Source organism: Brachybacterium sp. SGAir0954 (assembly GCF_005490785.1).
GTDB classification, from domain to species: domain Bacteria; phylum Actinomycetota; class Actinomycetes; order Actinomycetales; family Dermabacteraceae; genus Brachybacterium; species Brachybacterium rhamnosum.
Genome location: NZ_CP027295.1, coordinates 3,166,359 through 3,182,991, shown reverse-complemented (window position 1 = coordinate 3,182,991; position 16,633 = coordinate 3,166,359). Strand labels below are relative to the sequence as shown.

Genomic DNA, 16,633 nt, shown 5'->3' with positions numbered 1-16,633 from the left:
GGCCCGGGGTGCGGATGGTGTCCTGGATCTCACCCCGATCCCCACCCCGCAGCAGGAGCCCCGATGTCCCTCCCCGGCGCACGCCCCGTCCGCGCACCGCGCGGCACCGCCCTCACCGCGAAGTCCTGGCAGACCGAGGCCCCGCTGCGGATGCTCATGAACAACCTCGACCCCGAGGTCGCCGAGCGTCCCGACGACCTCGTCGTCTACGGCGGCACCGGCCGCGCCGCCCGCAGCTGGGAGGCCTTCGACGCGATCGTCGAGACCCTGCAGGACCTCGAGGAGGACGAGACCCTGCTCGTGCAGTCCGGCAAGCCGGTGGGCGTGCTGCGCACCAACCCCTGGGCGCCGCGCGTGCTCCTCGCGAACTCGCACCTCGTCCCGGACTGGGCGACCTGGCCCGAGTTCCGCCGCCTCGAGGGGGAGGGCCTGCTCATGTACGGGCAGATGACCGCCGGCTCCTGGATCTACATCGCGACCCAGGGCATCCTCCAGGGCACCTACGAGACCTTCGCGGCCGTCGCCCGCGCCCGCTTCGGCGGCACCCTCGCCGGGACGATCACCCTCACCGGCGGCTGCGGCGGCATGGGCGGCGCGCAACCCCTCGCCGTGACCCTCAACGGGGGCGTGTGCCTCATCGCCGACGTCGACCGCTCGCGCCTCGAGCGCCGCGTCGCCAAGCGCTATCTCACCGAGATCGCGGAGGACCTCGACGACGCCGTCGCCCGCGCCCGCGCCGCCCGCGACGAGGAGCGCGCCGTCTCCATCGGCATCGTCGGCAACGCCGCCGAGGTCTTCCCCGCGCTGCTCGAGCGCCACCGCGCGGGGGACCTGCGGATCGACGTCGTCACCGACCAGACCTCCGCGCACGACCCGCTCTCCTACCTCCCGCTCGAGCACGAGGTGGGCACCTGGCAGGCCGAGGCCGCCGCGGACCCCGAGGGCTTCACCAAGAAGTCCCGCGAGTCGATGGCCCGCCAGGTCCAGGCCATGGTCGACTTCCAGGACGAGGGCGCCGAGGTCTTCGACTACGGCAACTCGATCCGCGACGAGGCCCGCACCGCCGGCTGCGAGCGCGCCTTCGCCTTCCCCGGCTTCGTCCCCGCCTACATCCGCCCGCTGTTCTGCGAGGGCCTCGGCCCGTTCCGCTGGGTCGCCCTCTCCGGCGACCCGCAGGACATCGCCGTCACCGATGCCGCGCTCAAGGAGCTCTTCCCCCAGAACGAGCACCTGCACCGCTGGCTCGACGCGGCCGGCGAGTACGTCGAGTTCGAGGGGCTCCCCGCCCGCATCTGCTGGCTCGGCTACGGCGAGCGCCACCTCGCCGGGCAGCTCTTCAACCGCCTCGTGAAGGAGGGCAAGGTCTCCGCGCCGATCGTCATCGGCCGCGACCACCTCGACTCCGGCTCCGTCGCCTCCCCGTACCGGGAGACCGAGGGCATGCTCGACGGCTCCGACGCGATCGCCGACTGGCCGCTGCTGAACGCCCTCACCGCCGCGAGCTCGGGCGCGACCTGGGTGTCCCTCCACCACGGCGGCGGCGTCGGCATCGGTCGCTCGATCCACGCCGGCCAGGTGGGCGTCGCCGACGGCACCGACCTCGCCGCCGCGAAGCTCACCGCGCTGCTCACCAACGACCCCGCCATGGGCGTGATCCGCCACGTCGACGCCGGCTACTCCCGCGCTGCCGAGGTCGCGGACGAGCGGGGCGTGCGCGTCCCCCTGCCCCCGCACGTGCGCGACGCGGGGGACCCCGCCGCCGCGCAGCGCGAGGCGACCGCCCGCGCCGCCTCCCGACAGGCCCCGAAGGCCGGGGCCTGAGCGCCGTGGCCGGAGGGTTCGACCGCCGCTGGGCGGAGCTGCTGCCCGTGGGCCGCGACGGCACCACGGGCGGCTACCGGCGCTTCGCCTGGACCCGCGAGGACCACACCCTGCGCGAGTGGTTCGCGGGGGAGTGCGGTGCTCTGGGCCTCGACCTCACCGAGGACCGCATGGGCAACCAGTGGGCCTGGTGGGGCGACCCCGACGCCGCGCCCGGCGTCGTCATCGGCTCCCACCTCGACTCCGTGCCCGACGGCGGCGCGTACGACGGCCCGCTCGGCGTGGTCTCCGCGCTCGCCGCCGTGCAGGCCCTCCAGGAAGAGGGCTTCCGCCCCTCCGTCCCGATCGGCGTCGTGAACTTCGGCGACGAGGAGGGCGCGCGCTTCGGCGTCGCCTGCGCGGGGTCCCGCGTCATCACGGGAGCCATGACCGCGGAGCGGGCCCTGGGCCTGCGCGACGCGGACGGCGTGAGCATGGCCGAGGCCCTGCGCGCCACCGGGCGCGGACTCGACCTCGGCCCGGACCCGGCGACCCTCGCCCGCGTCGGCTCCTTCGTCGAGCTGCACGTCGAGCAGGGGAAGGCGCTCGCGCTCATGGACCCGGCGACCTCAGCGGTCGCCGTCGGCACCGACATCTGGCCGCACGGCCGCTGGCGCGCGGACTTCGCCGGCCGCGCCGATCACGCCGGCACCACGGCCCTCGCCGACCGGACGGACGCGATGCTCGAGGCCGCGGCCTTCGCCCTCGCCGCGCGGGAGGCCGCCGCCCGCCGCGACGACCACGAGCACCGCTGCGTGGCGACCGTCGGCAAGCTCGAGGTGACCCCGGGCGGGATCAACGCGATCCCCTCCCACGTCACCGCCTGGCTCGACGCCCGCTCCCCGCGCGAGGACCTCGTGCAGGGGGTGATCGCCGACCTCCACGGACTGTTCCCCGAGGCGCTGCGCGAGGAGTCCTGGACCCCCGCGACCCGCTTCGACGAGACGCTCACGCTGCGGGTGAGGGACGCGCTCGGGGAGACCACGCCTCTCCTGGGCACGGGCGCCGGACACGACGCCGGGATCCTTGCGAACGCCGGCGTGCCCACCACCATGCTGTTCGTCCGCAACCCCACGGGCTCCTCCCACACCCCCGAGGAGCATGCGGACGCCGCGGACTGCCACGCGGGCGTGGACGCCCTGGTCACCGTCGTGAAGGAGCTCGCGGCATGAGCGGGACGGCCGCCAGGGGCGTGCGGCGCACCCTCTGGTGCGAGCACGCGCTGCTGCCCGAGGGGCACCGCCGCGGGGTGCGCCTCGGCATCGACGCCGCCGGCCGGCTGGACCGGGTCGAGGTCGCCCGGCGACAGGACGGCGACGAGATCCTGCCCGGCGTGACCCTGCCGGGCCTCGCGAACACCCACAGCCATGCCTTCCACCGGGCGCTGCGCGGTCGCACCCATGATGCGGGCGGCACCTTCTGGACCTGGCGCGAGCGGATGTACCACGTGGCCGCGCGCCTGGACCCGGATGCGTACCTCGCGCTGGCCCGGGCCGCCTACGCCGAGATGGCGCTCGCCGGCGTCACCGCCGTCGGCGAGTTCCACTACGTCCACCACGCCCCTGGCGGCACGCCCTATGCGGATCCGAACGCCATGGGCCGCGCGCTCGAGCAGGCCGCCGCGGAGGCCGGGGTGCGGCTCACCCTGCTGGACACGCTCTACCTCGCGGGCGGCCTCGACGCGGGCGGGCACCTGCCCCCGGCCCCCGAGCAGCGCCGCTTCACCGATCGCGACGCGGACGCCTGGGCGCAGCGGGTCCGGGCCCTGCAGGAGCGCGAGGACCCGCAGGGCGACATGCTCGTGGGCGCCGCCGCGCATTCCGTGCGCGCCGTGCCGCTCGACCAGCTCGGGCGGCTCACGACCCTGCTCCCCGAGCTCGGCGGGGACGGGCCCCGCCTGCCGCTGCACGTGCACGTGAGCGAGCAGCCCGCGGAGAACGCGGCCTGCCTCGCCCACCACGGACGCACCCCCGTGCGCCTGCTCGCCGATGCGGGCCTGCTGGACGAGCACCTCACCGCCGTCCACGCCACCCACCTCACCACGCAGGACCTGCACCTGCTGGGGGAGGCCCGGGCCTGGGCGAGCTTCTGCCCCACCACCGAGCGGGACCTCGCCGACGGCATCGGACCCGCGCGGGCCCTGCGCGAGGCCGGGGCGCGGATGTGCCTGGGCAGCGATCAGCACGCCGTGATCGACCTCGTCGAGGAGGCCCGCGCCCTCGAGATGCACGAGCGGCTGGCGAGCGGAGAGCGCGGTCGGTTCACGCCCGCACAGCTGCTCGAGGCCGCGACGGGCCACGGCAGCATCGGGCGGCCCGACGCCGGACGCCTCGCCGTCGGCGCCCCCGCGGATCTCGCGGTGCTCTCCCTGGACACGGTGCGCACCGCCGGCTCCGACCCCGCGCAGATCCTGCTCACCGCCACCGCGGCCGACGTCACGACCGTGATCCGCGGCGGGGAGACCATCGTCGCCGCGGGCCGTCACCGCCTGGGTGACGTGGCCCGCCTGCTCCAGGACGCCATCAGCCCCCTCTGGGAGGACGCATGACCAGCACCCTGCTCACCGGCATCAGCGAGCTCTGGACCCTCGACCCGGCCCTCGAGGAGCCGGGGGAGCGGGGCGCGGCCCCCGGCCAGGTGCTCCACGACGCCGCGCTCGTGGTCGAGGAGGGCCGCGTCGCCTGGACCGGCCCGGCCGCGACGGTTCCTGCCGCAGACCGGCGCGAGGACCTCGGCGGCCGCGCCGTGCTCCCCGGCTGGGTCGACTCCCACACCCACCTCGCCTTCGACGGCGACCGCGCCGCCGAGTTCGAGGCCCGCATGGCCGGGGAGTCCTACGCCGCGGGCGGCATCGCCGTCACGACCGCCGCGACGCGCGCCGCGAGCGACGAGCGGCTCCTCGCGCTCGTGCGCTCACGGCTCGCGGAGGCCGCCGCGGGCGGCACCACGACCCTCGAGACGAAGACCGGCTACGGACTCACCGTCGCCGAGGAGGGCCGCGCCGCGCGCCTGCTCGACGCCCTCGCCCGGGCCGGGGAGATCGACGAGGTGACCTTCCTCGGCGCGCACCTCGTGCCCGAGGAGCACGCGGGCCGCGCGGAGGAGTACGTGGACCTCGTGGTGGGGGACATGCTGCAGGCGGTCGCCCCGCACGTGCGCTGGATCGACGTGTTCTGCGAGGCGGGTGCCTTCGACCCGGAGCAGTCCGCGCGCGTGCTCGCGGCGGGCGCCGCCGCGGGCCTCGGACTTCGCGTGCACGGCCATCAGCTGGGCCGCAGCGGCGGCGTGGAGCTCGCCGTGCGCCACCGCGCCGCGAGCGTCGACCACCTCAACCACCTCGACGCGGGGGACGTGGACGCGCTCGCCGCGACCGCCTCCCTCCCCACCGCCCCCGGGGACGCCCCGGGCCGCCTCGCCGTGGACGCGGGGCCGACGGTCGCGACGGTGCTGCCCGCGTGCGACCTCTCCACCCGCGCCCCGCTCGCCCCCGCCCGCGCCCTGCTCGACGCGGGCGCCCAGCTCGCGATCGCCTCGAACTGCAACCCCGGCACGAGCTACACGAGCGCCGTGGCCTTCTGCGTCGCGACCGCGGTGCTGCAGATGCGCCTCACCCTCGCCGAGGCGATCCGGGCCGCGACCCGCGGCGGGGCGCTCGCCCTGCGCCGCGACGACGTCGGCCACCTCGGTGTGGGCGCCCGCGCGGACCTCCACGTGCTCGACGCCCCCGCCGCGATCCACCTCGCCTACCGCCCCGGCATGCCGCTCACCCATCAGGTGCGCCGTGCGGGGAGCCGGCTCGCCTGACCCGGGACACCCCGCTCCCCGCCCCCCGCACCGAAGAGGTCTTCATGATGACGACGCCCGACGCAGTCCAGGACCCCCGCCGCGAGCCCTTCGCGGGTTCCGCCGCCGATCGCGCCCGTTCCGTGATCGGCGCCGACGGCACCGAGCGTCCCGTCCCACCCCACCGCTGGCGGTTCTTCCTCTACAGCGCGATCGGCATCGCGATGTTCTTCGTCTCGGTCGAGATCGGCGGGAAGTCCACGATCCTCGTCGACCACGCCCTGACGTTCGTGCGGTGGGTGCTCGGCCCCGCCGTGCCCTGGGTGGTCGTGGCGCTCGTGCTCGTCGGCACCGTCCGCCCCTTCGTCACCGGCACCTGGAGGGACGGCGCGCTGCGCACCGTCTTCGCCCTCGCGAACATCGTGGGCCTCGTCGTCGCGGTCTGCGCGGCCGCGGGCTTCTATCCGGGCCCGCTCTCGAACCCGGACATCGGCCCGTTCCTGTGGGAGAAGCTCGGCATCCCGGTGGGGCTGATCGTGCCCGTCGGCGCCGTGTTCCTCGCTCTGCTGATCAACTACGGCCTGATGGAGTTCATCGGCGTGCTGGTCCAGCCGATCATGCGTCCGGTGTGGAAGGTCCCCGGCCGCGCCGCGGTCGACGCCGTCGCCTCCTTCGTCGGCTCCTACTCCCTCGCCCTGCTCATCACCGACCGGGTCTATCGCGAGGGGCGCTACACGGGCCGGGAGGCCGCGATCATCGCGACCGGGTTCTCGACCGTCTCGGCGACCTTCATGGTCATCGTGGCGAGCACCCTGGACCTCATGCAGCACTGGACGCTCTACTTCCTCCTCACCTTCGCGGTGACCTTCGCGGTCACCGCGATCACGGTGCGGATCCCCCCGCTGAGCCGGGTGGCCGACGAGCCCTTCGAGGGGGTGGAGCATCTCGCCGAGCCGGTCTCGCGGGGCAACCGCCTCACGCAGGCCTGGGACGAGGCGATGCGGGCGCTCGCGATCGCCCCGGGCGTGGTCCGGGGAAGCTGGGCGACCTTCAAGGACGGCGTGCTCATGGCCGCCGCGATCGTCCCCTCGATCCTCTCGATCGGTCTCGCTGGGCTGCTGCTGGCCACGTACACCCCGGTGTTCGACCTCATCGGCTGGCTGTTCGTGCCCTTCGCCTGGCTGGTCCAGCTCCCCGAGCCGGCGCTCGCGGGGAAGGCCTTCGCCGTGGGCATCGCGGAGATGTTCCTGCCGGCGACCGTGGTCGCCGGCCACGAGTCGGAGGCGCTGCGCTTCACCGTGGGCGTCACCGCCGTCTCCCAGATCGTGTTCTTCTCCGCCCTGGTCCCCTCGATCCTCGCCACGCGGATCCCCGTGAACGTGGGCCAGCTGGTGGTGCTGTGGTTCGTCCGGGTCGTGCTGACGATCCTCATCACCGCACCGCTCGCCCACCTCCTGCTCTGAGCGGCCCCGTCCTCACCCCGTCCTCACCACGGCCACCGTCCGCGGCGGTCGGCGCGGCCCGCGACCGCCGTCCGAAAGGAACCCCATGACCGACACCGTCCGTCTCTCCCGCTCCGACCTCACCGCCGCCGAGGTGCTCGCGGTCGCCCGCCGCGGCGCCCGCGTCGAGCTCGACCCCGACGCCCGCGAGCACGTCGCCGCCGTCCGCGCCCACATCGACGCCCTCGCCGCGGGGGAGACCCCCGTGTACGGCGTCTCCACCGGGTTCGGCGCCCTCGCGGACACGTCCATCCCGCCGTCGATGCGGCACGCCCTGCAGCGCTCCCTCATCCGCTCCCACGCGGCGGGCGCCGGTCCCGAGGTGGAGCGGGAGGTGGTGCGCGCCCTCATGCTGCTGCGCGCCCGCACCCTCGCCTCCGGCCGGACCGGCGTGCGGCCCGTCGTCATCGAGACCATGCTCGCGCTGCTGAACGCCGGCATCACCCCGATCGTCCACGAGTACGGCTCGCTGGGCTGCTCGGGGGACCTCGCCCCGCTGTCGCACTGCGCGATCGTGCTCATGGGGGAGGGGCGCGCCCGGGACCGCGACGGCGCGGAGCGTCCCGTCCCGGAGCTGCTCGCGGAGGCCGGGATCGTCCCCGTGCTGCTCGAGGAGAAGGAGGGCCTCGCCCTCATCAACGGGACCGACGGCATGCTCGGCATGCTCCTCATGGCCCTCGCTGACCTCGACGAGCTGGTGCGCACCGCGGATCTCGCCACCGCCCTGACCGTGCAGGGCCTGCGCGGCCGGGACGGCGTCTTCCGGCCCGAGCTGCACGCGCCCCTGCGCCCGCACCCCGGGCAGGCGGCCTCCGCCGCGAACGTGCTGGCTCTGCTCGAGGGCTCGCCGATCATCGCCGACGTCGCCGCCGAGGGCTCGCGCGTCCAGGACGCCTACTCGCTGCGCTGCGCCCCGCAGGTCGCGGGAGCCGTCCGGGACACGATCACGCATGCCCGCACGGTCGCCGAGCGGGAGCTCGCGAGCGCGATCGACAACCCCGTCGTGCTCGAGGACGGCACCGTCACCTCGAACGGCAACTTCCACGGCGCCCCCGTGGCCTACGTGCTCGACTTCCTCGCGATCGCGAGCGCGGACCTCGCCTCGATCGCCGAGCGCCGCACCGACCGCATGCTCGACAAGTCCCGCTCCCACGGGCTGCCGCCCTTCCTCGCCGACGATCCCGGCGTCGACTCGGGCTTCATGATCGCCCAGTACACGCAGGCGGCCCTGGTCTCCGAGATGAAGCGGCTCGCGGTGCCCGCGAGCGTCGACTCGATCCCCTCCTCGGCGATGCAGGAGGACCACGTCTCCATGGGATGGCACGCGGCTCGCAAGCTCCGCACCTCCGTGGAGAACCTGCGCCGGGTGCTCGCGATCGAGCTGCTCACCGCCGCGCGGGCCGTGGACCTGCGCGCCCCGCTGCAGCCCTCGGCCGCGTGCGCCGCGGTGATCGGCGTGCTCCGCGAGGACGTCGAGGGGCCGGGCCCGGACCGCTTCCTCGCCCCGGACATCGCGGCCGCGGAGGAGGGCCTGAGGGACGGCTCCCTGCTCGCCGCCGCGGAGGAGGTCGTGGGGCCGCTCGCCTGATCCCGCGTGTGGACGGTGCGGGTCAGCGCACCGTCCACGCGCTCACCCGTACCGAGAGCGTCACCTCGAGCTCGTCCGGCAGGCCGAGCGCGGCGGGGTCGACGTGGCGCGCGCTCGGGGTCATGAGCACGAGGTCCGCGGCCGCCTCCGCGCCGAGCCGCAGCGGCGCCCGCACGATGATCTCGGGGCCTGCCGTGAAGTGCGGGTCCAGGGCGGCGGCGAGCCGCTCCTCCTTGCGCGGGTCGATGCCGACCATCGCGGGCACGGTCTCCCGCAGCTCGGCGAGGTGGTCCGGTGCGGGGCGGGCCACGACGAGCCGGCCGCCCGGGCGCAGCATACGCGCGAACTCGGGCGGATTGCGCGGGGAGAACACGTCGAGCACGACGTCCACGGAGGCGTCGGCGAGCGGCAGGCGGGAGAACAGGTCCGCGCCGATCGCGGCGAGGTCCTCGTGGGCGCGGGCCGCGAAGCGCAGGGACCGGGTCGAGGTGTCCAGGCCGATGCCGAGGGTCCCCGGCTGCTCCGCGAGCAGGGCGGCGAGGTACCACCCGGAGCCGCAGCCCGCGTCCAGGACCGTCCGACGGGCGCCGACGGGGCTCCCGTCGGGATCGGCGCAGACCTCCGGTGCGGCGAGGTCCAGCACGGCGTCCCGCAGCGGGCCGTAGGCGCCGGTCGCGAGGAAGCGGTCCCGGGCCCGGGCCATGTCGTCGTCGTCCCCGCTCACGGGGGCGGGACCGGAGAGCAGGGAGACGGAGCCGCCGCGCGCCGCGTCGAAGCGGTGGCCGCCCGCGCAGCCGAGGGTGCGCTCCCGGGCGTCGAGCGGCAGGGCGCACACGGGACAGCGCAGCAGCGGCAGCGCGGCGAGCAGGGCGGCGGGGAGCGGGCGGGTCACGGGGACACGGTACGGGGTGCGCCGGCCCTACGCTGGCGCCATGACGGCGCAGCGGCAGGACCCTCACGAGCGCGTGGCCCCGGAGCGGATCGCGCTGCGGCTCCTGCTCGAGGAGGACGCCGCGCGCCTCGCCCACCTCGAGACTGTCAACCGCGAGCACCTGCTCACCGGGGCCCCGGTGCGCCCCGAGGGATGGGCGACGGAGGAGGGCCAGCGGCGCATGATCCGCTCGCTGCGCACCCAGCTCGAGGCCGGGTCCACGGTCCCGCTCGTCATCACCGTGGACGACGAGGTCGTGGGCCGGCTGACCCTCAGCGGGGTGCTGCGCGGCCCCGCCCAGTGGGCGAGCCTCGGCTACTGGGTCGATGCGGGGGCCACGGGGCGCGGCGTCGCCTCCTGTGCGGTGCGCGAGGCCGTCGACCTCGCCTTCGGCGCCCTCGACCTGCACCGCGTCGAGGCGAGCGTCGCCGTGGGCAACGAGGCCTCCGCGCGGGTCCTCGAGCGCAACGGCTTCACGCAGATCGGCCTCGCCCCGCAGTACCTCCGGCTCGGCTCGGCGGGCGGCGGCTGGGCGGACTGCCGCCTGTTCCAGCGGATCAACCCCGCCTGGCGCGGCAAGAGCTGAGCCGGCGGGCCGACGTCCCCGTCGGCCGTCCCGGCGTCGGCCCCGTCGGCCGGCCCCTCAGGCCCCGACGTACTGCGCGAGCGCCTCCCCGGTGAGGCCCGCCCGCTCGGCGACGAGCTGCGCGGGCGTGCCCTCGAAGACGACGGTGCCGCCGTGCTGGCCGGCGCCGGGGCCCATGTCGATGATGCGGTCCGCATGCGCCATCACGGCCTGGTGGTGCTCGATGACGATCACGGACCTCCCGGCGTCCACGAGGGCGTCCAGGAGCGCGAGCAGCTGCTCGACGTCCGCCATGTGCAGGCCCGAGGTGGGCTCGTCGAGCACGTAGATCCCGCCCTTCTCGCCCATGTGGGTGGCGAGCTTGAGGCGCTGCCGCTCGCCGCCGGAGAGGGTCGTGAGCGGCTGGCCGATCGTGAGATAGCCGAGGCCCACCTGGTCCAGGTGGCCGAGGATCCGCGCCGCGGCGGGCACCTTCGCCTCCCCGTCGGAGAACAGCTCGCGCGCCTCCGCGACCGACATCTCGAGAACGTCGGCGATGCTGCGCCCGCCGAGGGTGTGCTCGAGCACGGAGGCCTGGAAGCGGCGGCCCTCGCACTCCTCGCACACGGACTCGACGGTCTCGAGGAAGCCCAGCTCGGTGTACGTGACGCCGGCGCCGTTGCAGACGGGGCAGGCCCCCTCGGAGTTCGCGGAGAACAGGGCGGGCTTGACGCCGTTCGCCTTCGCGAAGGCCTTCCGGATCGGCTCGAGCAGTCCCGTGTAGGTCGCGGGGTTCGAGCGGCGAGAGCCGCGGATCGGGGACTGGTCCACCATGACGACGTCCGCGTCGCGGGGGAGGGAGTCGTGGATGAGCGAGCTCTTGCCGGAGCCGGCCACGCCGGTGACGACCGTGAGCACGCCGAGCGGCACGTCGACGTCGACGTCGCGGAGGTTGTGGGTGCTCGCCCCGCGGATCTCGAGCACCCCGCTGGGCTCGCGCACCGTCTCCTTGAGCCGGGTGCGGGCGGCGAGGAAGCGGCCCGTGAGGGTGCCGGAGGAGCGCAGCCCCTCGACGTCCCCCTCGAACACGAGCTCCCCGCCGTCGCGGCCGGCCCGCGGGCCCAGGTCGACGACGTGGTCCGCGATCTCGATGGTCTCCGGCTTGTGCTCGACGACGAGCACCGTGTTGCCCTTGTCACGCAGCTCGAGCAGCAGCTCGTTCATGCGGGAGATGTCGTGGGGGTGCAGGCCCACCGTCGGCTCGTCGAAGACGTAGGTGACGTCGGTGAGGGCGGAGCCGATGTGCTGGACGAGCTTCGTGCGCTGCGCCTCGCCGCCGGAGAGCGTGCCGGAGGGGCGGTCCAGGGAGAGGTAGCCGAGGCCGATACCGACGAAGGCGTCGAGCAGGGCGCGGAGGTTCGCCAGCAGCGGGCCCACGCCTTCGTCGTCGAGACCCGCGACCCAGTCGCGCAGGTCGGTCACGGGCAGGGCGGAGACGTCGGCGATGGAGACCCCGTCGATGAGGGAGGTGCGGGCGTGCTCCGCGAGCCGCGTGCCCGCGCAGTCGGGGCAGGTGATGAAGGTGACCGCGCGGTCCACGAAGGCGCGGATGTGCGGCTGCATCTGGTCGCGGTCCTTGGACAGCATGGACTTGCGGATCTTCGGGACGAGCCCCTCGTAGGTGAGGTTCACGTCCCCGATCTTCACCTTCGTGGGCTCCTTGTAGAGGAAGTCCTCGCGCTGGCGGGCGGTGAAGTCCTGGATCGGGACGTCCGGCGGTATGAACCCGGACTCACGGATGATCCGCACGTTCCAGCCGTCGCCCGTGTAGCCGGGGATCGTGAACGGGTCCTCGGAGAGGGTCTTCGTGGCGTCGTACAGCTCCGTCAGGTCGAGGTCGCTCACGTTCCCCATGCCCTCGCAGCGCGGGCACATGCCGCCCACGCGGGAGAAGTCCGCCTTCTCCGCGAGGGTCTTCCCGCCCTTCTTCACGGTGATCGCCCCGGCGGCGGAGACCGAGGGGACGTTGAAGGAGTACGCGCCGGGGCCGCCCACGTGGGGCTCGGCGCGGCGGGAGAAGAGGGTGCGCAGGTAGGCGCTCGCATCGGTGATGGTGCCGACGGTCGAGCGGGGCCCGCCGCCGAGCCGCTCCTGGTCCACGACGATCGCGGAGGTCACCCCGGAGAGCACGTCGACCTCGGGGCGCGAGGTCGAGGGCATGAAGCCCTGCACGAAGGCGCTGTAGGTCTCGTTGAGCAGGCGGCGGGACTCCGCGGCGATCGTCCCGAACACGAGCGAGCTCTTCCCGGAGCCGGAGACGCCCGTGAAGACGGTGAGGCGGCGCTTGGGGATGTCGACGTCGACCCCGCGGAGGTTGTTCTCGCGGGCCCCGACCACGTGGATCACGTCATGGGCGTCGGCGGGATGGGCGGCGGCGGTCATGGCGGCTCCTGGGTGCGGTGGGGGACGTCGGGACCGATTCAACCAGGATCACCCCGCCGGCGCGCGGCGGACTAGCCTGGCCCGGTGAACGCGCAGACCCATTACGACATCGCCCTCATCGGCTCCGGCTCGGTGAACTCCTTCCCGGGACCGGACCTCGCGGGCCACAGCATCGTGCAGATCGACCGCGGGGTGGGCCCGCAGGCCGTGTTCGGCGGCACCTGCCTGAACCTCGGCTGCATCCCCACGAAGATGTTCGTGCGCACCGCGGACCTCGCGCTCGCGCCGTCGGAGTCCGCCGCGCTCGGTGTGCGCGAGCGGCTCGAGGGCGTGGACTGGCCCGCGATCCGGGACCGGATCTTCGGCCGGATCGACCCGATCTCCGCGGGCGGCGAGGAGTACCGCGCCTCCCACGAGGACAATGCGAACCTCACCCTGCTGCGCGGCGAGGCCCGCTTCACGGGCCCGAAGGCGCTGCGGGTCGAGCTCGCGGACGGCACCACCCGCGAGATCACCGCGGACACGATCGTCCTCGGCGCCGGCTCCCGCCCCGAGATCCCCGCGATCGACGGGCTCGCCGACGCCGCCCCGCAGACCTCCGACACGGTCATGCGGATGGACGCGCTGCCCGCGTCGATGCTGATCCTCGGCTCGGGGATCATCGCCGTCGAGTTCGCGCACGTGCTCGACGCGCTCGGTGTGGACGTCACCCTCGTCGCCCGCTCGCAGCGGGTGCTGCGCGCGGCCGATGCCGACGTCTCCGCCCGGCTCACCGAGATCCTCGGCGGCCGGATCCGGCTCGAGACGGGCCTGGACACGACCTCCGTGCGCCGCACCGAGGGCGGTGTCGAGCTGCGCGGCACGCGCGGCCGCGAGGAGGTCGTCCTGCAGGCGGAGGACGTGCTCGTCGCGACCGGCAGGCGCCCCAACTCCGACCGGCTCGACGTGGCCGCCGGCGGCATCGGCCTCGCCGACGGCGGCCGGGTCGCCGTCGACGCCTGCCAGCGGGTGCTCGACCCGGAGGGCCAAGTCCTCCCCGGGCTCTGGGCGCTCGGGGACATCTCGAGCCCCGACCAGCTCAAGCACGTCGCGAACCATCAGCTGCGGATCGTTCGGCACAACGTGCTCCACCCCGAGGAGATGCGCCGCTCCGACGAGATGCCCGTGCCCTTCGGCGTCTTCACCCATCCCCAGGTGGCCTGGGTGGGCAGGGACGAGGAGACGGCCCGCGCGGAGGCCGAGCGCTCCGGTCGCGAGATCCGCGTCGCCGTGCAGGAGTACTCCTCGATCGCCTACGGCTGGGCGATGGAGGACACCACCGGGTTCCTCAAGCTCGTCGTGGACGCGGAGTCCACGGCGATCCTGGGTGCGCAGATCATCGGCCCGGAGGCGACCTCGCTCATCCAGCTGCTCGTGCAGGCGATGAGCACCGGGCAGACGGCCCGGGACCTCGCGCGCACCCAGTACTGGATCCATCCGGCGATGCCGGAGCTCGTGGAGAACGCCCTGCTGCAGGTGGCCGACTGACCCGTCCCCGTCACCGGGGAGGGCCGGGGGAGTGACCCCCTGTCAGTTCCCCTCCTCGGCCCCCGGCAGGCAGGACTTCAGCGGGTCCTGCTCGATGACCGGGGCGGAGGACTCGCTCGAGGTCTCGTCCCCCGTGGAGGAGGACTCCTCCTCGGTGGGCGTCGCCTCCTCGGTCGTGGTCTCCTCCTCCTCGGCGGAGGAGCTGGACTCCTGGTCCGGGGCGGCGCCCGTCTCCGCGGGCTCCGTGGAGCCGGCCTTCGTCTCGCCGGTCACGGACTGCGCGCCGGTGGACTGCATGGAGTCCTCGATCGAGGCCTGGGTCCACTTCTTGAGGTAGTCCCAGTCGGCGTCGTAGCTCGGCGTGACGTCCTGCGTGATCGGGTAGGACTTGAAGCCGGAGTCCTTGATCCGCAGGGCGAGCTCGGCGAAGGCGTCGATGTCCGAGGTCGGGATGTCGGTGACGATGTTGTTCTCGGTCGCGGTGACGAGCCCGGGGATCGACATGGCGAGCGTCGCCGGGTTGGACTCCTCGGTGACCACGCGCACCATGCGCTGCTGGCGGCACATGCGGTTGAAGTCGTCGGAGCCCTCACGGGAGCGGGCGTACCAGAGGGCGTGGTAGCCGTCGAGGTGCTGCTGGCCGGGCTCGATGTACCCGGTGATCGGGTACTTGCCGCCCGTGGCCTGGTTGGTGCCGCCGCCGATCGGGATGCGGCGCTCCACGACCATGTCCACGCCGCCGATCGCGTTGACCATGTCCTCGAAGCCCTGCAGGTTCACCTGCGCGTAGTAGTCGGTCTTCAGGCCGAGGGTCTCCTCGACGGCCCAGGTGGTGGCGGTGAGGCCGGGGCTGTCGTCCCCGGGGAACAGGTCCTTGTTCTCCTCCGCCCACGCCCACACGGCGTTGATGAGGTTCTGGTTCTTCCCGTAGTAGTCGAAGCCGTCGGGGAACTTCTCCGCGGCGACGGTGCCCTCCGGGAAGCGCACCTTCTCGAGGTTGCGGGGGATCGAGAAGAGGGCCGTCTTGCCGGTCGCGGTGTCCACGGAGGCGACCATGATCGTGTCCGGTCGGGTGCCCGTGCGGTCCTGCCCGGCGTCCTGGCCGAGCATGAGGATGTTGATGCGGCCGACGCCGGCCCACGGGTCCTCGCCGTCCGCGAGGGTGGAGGAGCCCGAGCGGGAGAACACGGAGTCCGAGCCGAGCAGTCCCTGGGTCGCCCACAGCGACTGGACGCCGCGGCCGAAGGGCAGGCCGACGGCGATCACCATGACGGCGGCGAGGCCGAGCGCGACCAGCCGGCGCCGGCGCTCGAGCCGCTGCGCCGTGGAGTGCGCGAGGGCGGCGAGGACGATCTGCACCATCCACACGATCATCGCGACCGCGGCGGCGACGAGCAGGGCGATCAGCACGCCGCGGTGGGTGACCAGCTTGACTCCCGTGCGCAGGGGGTCGCCGAGCAGCAGGAAGGCCGCGACGCCGAGGACGACGGCGGTGAGCACGCCGAGCAGCACCCAGCCGAGCTTCCGCATCCGGGTCGTGACCAGGCCCAGGCCCGGCAGCACCGTGGTGCCGACGGTCCAGGCGGCCACGCGTCCCAGGCTCCCGCCGCGGCGGGAGGGCTCGGGGCGCTCGTCGCGCGCGCCCCGATCCGAGGGAGGTTCGTCCCCGGAGCCGGAGCCGGAGCCGGAGCCGGATCCCGACCCCGCTTCGGAGCTCGCGGCTGCGGGAGCGGCGGCTGCGGGAGCGGCGGCGGTGACGTCGGCGGGGCGCGAGGGCTCGCGCGGGGGGACGGCGCCGCGCTCGGCGGCCGCGGCGGGACGGCCGGCGGTGGACCAGGCGTCACGCTCCTCGGCGGGCTCGGGGGAGGAGGCCGCCGCCGCCAGATCGTGCTCGGCGGCGATCGGGCGCGCCGCGCGCCGACCGTGGCCGGTGCGTCGCGCCGGGGGGACGACCGTCCCGCGGGGGTCCTCACCGGATCCGGCGTTCCCCTCCGGCGCGGCCGACGTCGCGCCTGTGCCGGACTCTGCCGATGCTGCGGACCGGACGCTCGGCGTCGGCGCGGGGGCTGCGGCGGGCTCCGCGGCCGCGGCGGGCCGGAGCGGCTCGGTGGCCGGCTCGACGGTCCCCGCCGGGGGCGTCAGGGGACGGGAGGCGTCGCCGGCCCGAGCGGCGGGAGCGCTCTGCTCGTCGGCCGTGTCGGGCCGGGAAGGGTCGACGGGATCCGCGCCGTGACCGGTAGGGGCGTCCACCCAGGTGCGGGGGGACGTGCCGAACGCCTGCTCCCGATTCTGGCGGGCGACGTCGGGAGGGAGAGGGCGGGACGAGTCGCGGCGGACCGGCTGCTGATGCCGGCCTCCACGACGAGTCCTGCGCCACGAGGCCGAATCCGTCATGCGGGCCATCCTAGGTTCTCCCTCGGCGGGACCCGGGACGC

11 protein-coding genes are annotated in these 16,633 nt (G+C 74.5%); 8 read left to right on the top strand and 3 right to left on the bottom strand.

Annotated elements, in window-relative coordinates; translation table 11 throughout:
* Positions 1-63: 63 nt before the first annotated feature.
* The 6 genes from C1N80_RS14305 (at position 64) to hutH (ending at position 8,733) form a co-directional block, all read left to right on the top strand.
* The gene (locus tag C1N80_RS14305) at positions 64-1,821 is read left to right on the top strand and encodes a urocanate hydratase (protein WP_137771392.1); all 1,758 of its coding nucleotides are present in this window, start codon (positions 64-66) and stop codon (positions 1,819-1,821) included.
* A 5-nt stretch (positions 1,822-1,826) separates the two neighbouring features.
* A complete protein-coding gene (locus C1N80_RS14300) occupies positions 1,827-3,032 on the top strand; it encodes an allantoate amidohydrolase (protein WP_137771391.1) in 1,206 nt (401 codons plus the stop codon).
* On the top strand, positions 3,029-4,408 hold the full coding sequence (locus C1N80_RS14295; RefSeq protein WP_137771390.1) for a formimidoylglutamate deiminase: 1,380 nt from the start codon (positions 3,029-3,031) through the stop codon (positions 4,406-4,408). The genes C1N80_RS14300 and C1N80_RS14295 overlap by 4 nt, the downstream gene beginning before the upstream one ends.
* Positions 4,405-5,664 (top strand): amidohydrolase family protein, encoded by a 1,260-nt coding sequence (locus tag C1N80_RS14290; protein ID WP_137771389.1) that lies wholly within the window; start codon positions 4,405-4,407, stop codon positions 5,662-5,664. The genes C1N80_RS14295 and C1N80_RS14290 overlap by 4 nt, the downstream gene beginning before the upstream one ends.
* Before the next feature lie 44 nt (positions 5,665-5,708).
* Complete coding sequence (locus C1N80_RS14285) at positions 5,709-7,106, top strand: YjiH family protein (protein ID WP_137771388.1); 1,398 nt, start codon at positions 5,709-5,711, stop codon at positions 7,104-7,106.
* An 85-nt stretch (positions 7,107-7,191) separates the two neighbouring features.
* Positions 7,192-8,733, top strand: coding sequence for a histidine ammonia-lyase (gene hutH, locus C1N80_RS14280; protein ID WP_137771387.1), 1,542 nt, complete (start codon positions 7,192-7,194; stop codon positions 8,731-8,733).
* Between the two features lie 22 nt (positions 8,734-8,755).
* On the opposite strand, the gene C1N80_RS14275 is transcribed toward hutH, so the two are convergent.
* The gene (locus C1N80_RS14275) at positions 8,756-9,625 is read right to left on the bottom strand and encodes a methyltransferase domain-containing protein (RefSeq protein WP_137771386.1); all 870 of its coding nucleotides are present in this window, start codon (positions 9,623-9,625) and stop codon (positions 8,756-8,758) included.
* Positions 9,626-9,665: 40 nt separating this feature from the next.
* On the opposite strand from C1N80_RS14275, the gene C1N80_RS14270 reads away from it, so the two are divergent.
* The gene (locus C1N80_RS14270; RefSeq protein WP_137771385.1) at positions 9,666-10,250 is read left to right on the top strand and encodes a GNAT family N-acetyltransferase; all 585 of its coding nucleotides are present in this window, start codon (positions 9,666-9,668) and stop codon (positions 10,248-10,250) included.
* A 57-nt stretch (positions 10,251-10,307) separates the two neighbouring features.
* On the opposite strand, the gene C1N80_RS14265 is transcribed toward C1N80_RS14270, so the two are convergent.
* The gene (locus tag C1N80_RS14265; RefSeq protein ID WP_137771384.1) at positions 10,308-12,671 is read right to left on the bottom strand and encodes an excinuclease ABC subunit UvrA; all 2,364 of its coding nucleotides are present in this window, start codon (positions 12,669-12,671) and stop codon (positions 10,308-10,310) included.
* Positions 12,672-12,755: 84 nt separating this feature from the next.
* On the opposite strand from C1N80_RS14265, the gene C1N80_RS14260 reads away from it, so the two are divergent.
* On the top strand, positions 12,756-14,198 hold the full coding sequence (locus C1N80_RS14260; protein ID WP_137771383.1) for a mycothione reductase: 1,443 nt from the start codon (positions 12,756-12,758) through the stop codon (positions 14,196-14,198).
* A gap of 42 nt (positions 14,199-14,240) precedes the next feature.
* Here C1N80_RS14260 and C1N80_RS14255 read toward each other — a convergent pair whose 3' ends face one another.
* The gene (locus C1N80_RS14255; protein ID WP_240811149.1) at positions 14,241-16,448 is read right to left on the bottom strand and encodes an LCP family protein; all 2,208 of its coding nucleotides are present in this window, start codon (positions 16,446-16,448) and stop codon (positions 14,241-14,243) included.
* Positions 16,449-16,633 lie beyond the last annotated feature (185 nt).

What these genes read in the sequence shown, in the direction of transcription:
- C1N80_RS14285 (WP_137771388.1), top strand. Translation starts at nt 5,709, where the DNA reads ATGATGACGACGCCCGACGCAGTCCAGGACCCCCGCCGCGAGCCCTTC.
- hutH (WP_137771387.1), top strand. Translation starts at nt 7,192, where the DNA reads ATGACCGACACCGTCCGTCTCTCCCGCTCCGACCTCACCGCCGCCGAG.
- C1N80_RS14295 (WP_137771390.1), top strand. Translation starts at nt 3,029, where the DNA reads ATGAGCGGGACGGCCGCCAGGGGCGTGCGGCGCACCCTCTGGTGCGAG.
- C1N80_RS14305 (WP_137771392.1), top strand. Translation starts at nt 64, where the DNA reads ATGTCCCTCCCCGGCGCACGCCCCGTCCGCGCACCGCGCGGCACCGCC.
- C1N80_RS14265 (WP_137771384.1), bottom strand. Translation starts at nt 12,671, where the DNA reads ATGACCGCCGCCGCCCATCCCGCCGACGCCCATGACGTGATCCACGTG.
- C1N80_RS14290 (WP_137771389.1), top strand. Translation starts at nt 4,405, where the DNA reads ATGACCAGCACCCTGCTCACCGGCATCAGCGAGCTCTGGACCCTCGAC.
- C1N80_RS14270 (WP_137771385.1), top strand. Translation starts at nt 9,666, where the DNA reads ATGACGGCGCAGCGGCAGGACCCTCACGAGCGCGTGGCCCCGGAGCGG.